Here is a 1112-nt window from a genome sequence, read left to right on the forward strand (position 1 = left end):
ATAGGCCATGCCGTTGGGATAGCTGATCGCTTCCAGCTGCAGGCCCCAGGGCGCCTGGAAATAAAGGATGCTCTGGCCGGCCGCCGGCCCTTCGGTAACCGGCAGCGGCCCCATACGCGTCTTGACGCCCTTTTCATCGAAATAGGCTTTCGCGGCAGCGATATCGTCGACATAGAAGGCGATGTGGAAGCCGCCAATGTCGCTGTTGCGGGCCTGCAGGTCTCTCTGGTCGGGCGCGGTATATTTGAACAGCTCGATATTCGACCCGTAGCCGCAGCGAACCAGGGTGATCTCCTCGATCACCGCCTTGGGGTCGACTCCCAGCAGATCCTGCATGAACGTCCCCTTATTATCGGCGAACGGCCCGAAGGACATCGCCTTCTTGCAGCCGACGACCTCGGTGAAGAAGTCGACGGCCTGCTTCATGTCGGGGACTGTAACCCCGGTGTGATCATGCCCGCGCATGCCAGGAATGGAATCGGCTGAGGCTGTGCTGATAGTTCCACCGATAGTGCCCAGGACGGCGGCTGCAAGCGTTGCAGTTAGGAGCGCATTCTTCATCTCAGTCATCCTCTCGCGGGACATGGGTGACTTGCCGGGCGCACGCCCGAGGCCCGCTCTTCGGCGTGCGAATGAGATGTGCTGTGAATGATCGTTGCGACCGATGTCATGCCGGCGCCTTCGCCGCAGGCAGCAGCCAGCCGTCATCGATCTCGGGCAGCGGGATGGCTGCGAGAAGATCGCGCGTGTAGGCCTGCCGCGGGTTCGCGAACAAAGCGTCGGTGGCGCTTGCCTCGACGATCACGCCTTCGCGCATGACGATCACTTGCCGGCAAAGCCGCCGGATTACCGACAGGTCGTGGCTGATGAAGGCGACGGTCAGGCCCATTTCGGCGGCCAGCCGTTCCAGCAGCGTCAGGATCTGTGCCTGGGTCGACACGTCGAGGCCGGAGACGATCTCGTCGGCCAGCACGAATTTCGGCGACAGCGCCAGCGCCCGGGCAATGCCGACGCGCTGGCGTTGGCCGCCCGACAGCTGGTGACGATAGCGGCTGGCGAAACTTAGCGGCAGGCCGACGCGCTGCAGCGCCTCCGCGACACGACCCTTGAGA

2 protein-coding genes are annotated in these 1112 nt (G+C 63.4%); both read right to left on the reverse strand.

Annotation, left to right across the window (positions count from 1 at the left end):
- On the reverse strand, window positions 1-561 hold a 561-nt coding region (locus EOA86_RS35695; RefSeq protein WP_128345744.1), incomplete at its 3' end, for a VOC family protein.
- A gap of 106 nt (window positions 562-667) precedes the next feature.
- Window positions 668-1112 (reverse strand): ABC transporter ATP-binding protein (locus EOA86_RS35700; protein WP_164892370.1); only part of this gene is annotated, 445 nt, incomplete at its 5' end.

Source organism: Mesorhizobium sp. M5C.F.Ca.IN.020.32.2.1, assembly GCF_004023105.1.
Classification (GTDB): domain Bacteria; phylum Pseudomonadota; class Alphaproteobacteria; order Rhizobiales; family Rhizobiaceae; genus Mesorhizobium; species Mesorhizobium wenxiniae.